This is a genomic window from Propionivibrio sp. (genome assembly GCF_016790145.1).
In the GTDB taxonomy this organism is placed as follows: domain Bacteria; phylum Pseudomonadota; class Gammaproteobacteria; order Burkholderiales; family Rhodocyclaceae; genus Propionivibrio.
In genome coordinates, this window is the sequence record NZ_JAEUOI010000126.1 from 1 (window position 1) to 4,432 (window position 4,432).

Here is a 4,432-nt window from a genome sequence, read left to right on the forward strand (position 1 = left end):
TTCTTCTCCAACCTTCTGCCGGAGGGCCGCCTGCGCACGCGCATAGCCCAGAGATTGAAGATGCACGAAGATCGCGAGTTCATTCTGCTTTCGGCGCTGGGCGGGGATCTTCCCGGCGCCGTTATCCTGACCTCGATCGACACGCCAGCCAGGCTGAAGCGACACCAAGGCCCTACCGCTGCACCCACCGCCGACGACCTCCATGAACTGAAGTTCTCCCTTGGCGGCATGCAGATCAAATTCTCCATGCGGCGACAGGGCGAGCGCTACACCCTGCCCGGTAGCGGCAAACTCGGCAACTACATCGTCAAGCCGCCTTCCAGCGACTTCGAGGCCTTGCCGATGGTCGAGGCCGCCACCATGGAGACGGCGCGGGCTGCCGGCATGGACGTTCCCGAGGTGCTGCTCCTGCCGCCCTCCAGGATTCACGGGCTACCCAATATGACCGGCTACCGGCAGGGCGAGCCGTTTTATGCCATCCGCCGCTTCGATCGGCCCGAGGGCGGGCGGATCCACGTTGAGGACTTCGCCCAGGCCTTCAACCTGCGCGCCCAGCAAAAGTACGGGCGGGTAAACTACGACATGATCGGTCGCACGCTACTCCTCTACGCGGGCGGTCTGTCAGACCTCAAGGAGATGGCCCGGCGCCTGATGCTTAATGTAGTCATGGGGAACGGCGACGCCCACATCAAGAACTGGTCGCTGATCTACACCAACCCTCTGCGCCCCAGGCTGGCGCCGGCCTACGATCTGGTCTCGACGGTGGCCTACACCACCCACGATACTTCTTTGGCTCTCAACATGGCGGGAGTCAAGCTGTTCAAGGCGATTACGCTGGATACCTTTGCCATGCTGTTCACGCGCATCGGCATCGTCGATCAGGTGCGTGAGGAGCTGATGGAAGTAGTGAGAAGCACGGGGCAACAGATTCTGGAGGTGTGGCTCGGCCATTACCAGGCCGCTGGCGTACCCGAACACCTGATCCAGAATGTGGAAGCTCATCAGGCCGGGCTGCCTTTGCTCAAGGATCTCTGATCGAACGTTAATGGCTCAACATCGCCTATGCATTTTTGTTTGAATATTGCTGAAAAAATTCGGCGCATTGACAATAACTACCCCTTATAGCCCGTCAAGACTATGCCATGTGTAAGTCGACCTAAGTGGCAAATCTGTGTCAGAAAAATAGGGGCAGTTCAGGCGATGTTTCTGGCCGGGGTTTTTTCTTGCCCATTCTTCACGCACTGAAGAATTGCTTTATCCCCGATGGCCGAAGTCGTCCAGCACTCCGGGTCAGGGGCGTCTATCGGAATCCCGGTTTGCCAGACTAGCGTCTACGGAATCGCAAAAATATCTGCTATGGCAGATGCCTTCGACAAAACGTCTATACACCTGGGTGTGCCCGGTGGTCGATGTAAGCTGAAAAGTGGGCGGCCACGGTTGCCTCGATACGAGCCACATCTTCGTCCGATAGACCCTCTGCCAGCTTATGTTTGCGCTTGGAGAGCACCCCATGTCCTTGCACGATGACATCAATGAGGGTGTTGAGCGCGGCCTGGCGCATATCGAGCCAAGCTTCCAGGTCGCGCACTGTCGCGTCGTGAGCGCGCAAGTAGACGATTTCGGTTTGCAGATCCTCCTCCACGCATGCCTGGCAGCACTCGTAGATGAATTCGCAGATGTCCGTGAAATCGTGATACGCATAAAGCCACCGGGGCTGCGGTGAGCGCATGTGGATGGTGGCACTGTCTCCATCCAGGGCGTAGTCAAGTAGCTCGGTACGGGGACGGGAATAGCGCTTGAGGAGCGCCGAGTAGCGGTCCAGTTGCTTGAGCATCCGAGCCGACATGGGCAGCACCACCCCGGCCGGGGTGAAGCCCGCCTGGCGCAGAATATGATGCAGCAGGAAGCGATGAAGCCGGCCGTTCCCATCCCAGAAGGGGTGCACAAACACAAAGCCGAACGCAGCGCACGCCGAGGCCAACACCGGGTCCAGCGCGCCGGTCGTAGCGGCCAGTGCAACCCGTGCCACCGACTCCATCATCGGCCGTACCAGATCCGGGGGTGCCGGGATGAAGTCGGCGATGTTCCTAAGCCGCCCAGCCCGCGAAAGCCAGTTCTGGCCATGGCGGTATTGATACTCGGCAGCGCGGGCGCTCATAATCTGGGACTGCCACTCGCCGAGCTGATACTCCGTGAGCAGCCCGGGTTCGCCGGCCTGCTCAAGCAAATGCCTGAATTTGGCCGCCCGGCTGTTGTCTGGAATCTCGTCTTCGATGCTATAGGTCGAGCGCGTCTCGGAAAGGTAGAGGTAATCCACAGCGCGCGCGAGCATCTCCGGCTCGATGGCCCGGAAAGCCTCCCCTACCTTGCCAGCAAGCCCCGCAGCAAGCCACACCTTCAGCTTCTCGGTACGCCGAATGAGCGGGCTAAACCATTTGTCGCCCAGGAGGTTGCTTACGATGCCAAACTTGGGGTCGGGAACCGCCGGCCCGACGATGTAATCGGTCGGGTCCAGTAGCGGCACCCTCGGACAGCCTGCCGGCAAGCTGTACTCGAACTCATGGCCGGTGAGCCACGCCGCCAGGTGGCCGGCCATCCGCGAATATTTGGAACTGGGCTTGTCGAGCAGCCAGACCTGGATGGCCTCGATCACTTCGGGAACCTCAAAGAGAGCCCCAAGCACCGTCAGATTGAGCTGCTCTCGCTTGAATGCAAAGGTGAGTTGCCCCACGAGGGTTTCAGTATCGGTAATACGCTGCAAGGGCAGTTCAATGCGCTCCTCCCCATCCGCATTGAAAGTCCGGGACTCGATGGCCCGCTCTGCGGCCGCATAAACGCAGCGCAGCGGGGGCACCCGCAGTTGATACTTGCGAATGAGTATTTCGTAACCAAGATAGAGACGAGTCATATACAAAAGGCCTGAAATCGCAGTTTACCGCCTACATTTTTACAAAAATATCTACCAACGAGTTAATTCTCTCAGAAACGTCTATAGACCGCAAACGACGTTCCTGGGTGTTTTTAAACAAACGGCGTAATAAGTTCCACTGAATCGGGAAATTAGCCTACACGACCCACGATACCGCTGTGGCTCTCAACATGGCGTGAGTCAAGCTGTTCAAGACGATTACGCTGGATAACTTTGCCATGCTGTTCACGCGCATCGGCATCGTCGACCAGGTGCGTGAGGAGCTGATGGAGGTGGTAATAAGCACGGGGCAGCAGATTCTGGATGTGTGGCACGGCCCGTACCAGGCCGCCGGCGTACCCGAACCCTTGATCCGGAATGTTGAAGCGCATCAGGCCGGGCTGCCGCTGGGCCTGATCGAACTGAAAAACGCTGCCGATGAGGACGCGACGATCTGGAGCGCCTACGCGCAACTGCAAACCTACAAGGCGGAGATTGCCTCGCTGCTGCATTACAACGCGGCACTGGTGGTGAGCGACGGCGTGCAGGCGCGCATCGGTTCGCTGACGGCGAGCCAGGAGTGGTTCAAGGTCTGGCGCACCATCGACGGCGAGGGCGATGCAGCGAAGACTGCCCTGGAGCTGGAGGTGCTGGTGCGCGGGGTGTTCGAGCGGCAGCGCTTCCTCGACCTGCTCCAGCACTTCATCGTCTTCGAGGAAGACCCGGACTCGGGTGCGCTGCACAAGATCATCGCCGGTTACCATCAGTTCCACGCGGTGAATGCGGCGGTGGAGGAAACGGTGCGTGCCAGCGGCATGCCCGAGCGTCACCTGCTGCGCGGAGGCGTCGGCACCTACTGGGCGGGCCGCATGCACGGCGGCAAGCCGGGCGACCGGCGCGCCGGCGTGGTCTGGCACACGCAGGGCAGCGGCAAGAGTTTCTCCATGCTCTTCTACGCCGCGCGCGTGGTGCGGCATCCGGCGATGCAGAACCCGACGCTGGTGGTGCTGACCGACCGCAACGATCTCGATGACCAGCTTTTCGGCCAGTTCCAGCGCTGCGCCGACATCCTCGGCCAGACGCCGGTACAGGCGAGCGGGCGCGAGGACTTGCGGGTGCTGTTGAACCGGGCGAGCGGCGGCGTGGTGTTCACGACGATTCACAAGTTCATGCCGGAAAAGGGCGAGGCGATGTCCGAGCTGAGCGCGCGGCAGAACATTGTCGTGATTGCCGATGAGGCGCACCGCAGCCAGTACGGATTCGGCGGCAAGGTGAATGCCCAGACCGGCGAGATGTCCTACGGTTTCGCCAGCAATCTGCGCGATGCCTAGCCCAATGCCTCGTTCATCGGCTTCACCGGCACGCCGATCGAGAAGACCGACGCCAACACGCGGGCGGTGTTCGGCGACTACATTTCCATCTACGACATCCAGCGCGCGGTCGCCGACCAGGCGACGGTGCCGATCTATTACGAGAGCCGCATTTCCAGGCTGAGCCTGAACGCCGCCGAGCTGCCGAAGCTCG

The 4,432-nt window shown here is 60.4% G+C and carries 2 protein-coding genes and 1 pseudogene; 2 read left to right on the plus strand and 1 reads right to left on the minus strand.

Annotated elements, in window-relative coordinates; genetic code table 11:
- Positions 1 to 1,035 (plus strand): HipA domain-containing protein (locus tag JNM42_RS10795; protein WP_294269334.1); only part of this gene is annotated, 1,035 nt, incomplete at its 5' end.
- Positions 1,036 to 1,381: 346 nt separating this feature from the next.
- Here JNM42_RS10795 and JNM42_RS10800 read toward each other — a convergent pair.
- A complete protein-coding gene (locus JNM42_RS10800; protein WP_294269337.1) occupies positions 1,382 to 2,908 on the minus strand; it encodes a Fic family protein in 1,527 nt (508 codons plus the stop codon).
- A gap of 287 nt (positions 2,909 to 3,195) precedes the next feature.
- Here JNM42_RS10800 and JNM42_RS10805 point away from each other — a divergent pair.
- Positions 3,196 to 4,432, plus strand: a pseudogene (locus JNM42_RS10805) (DEAD/DEAH box helicase family protein); the annotation flags it as partial.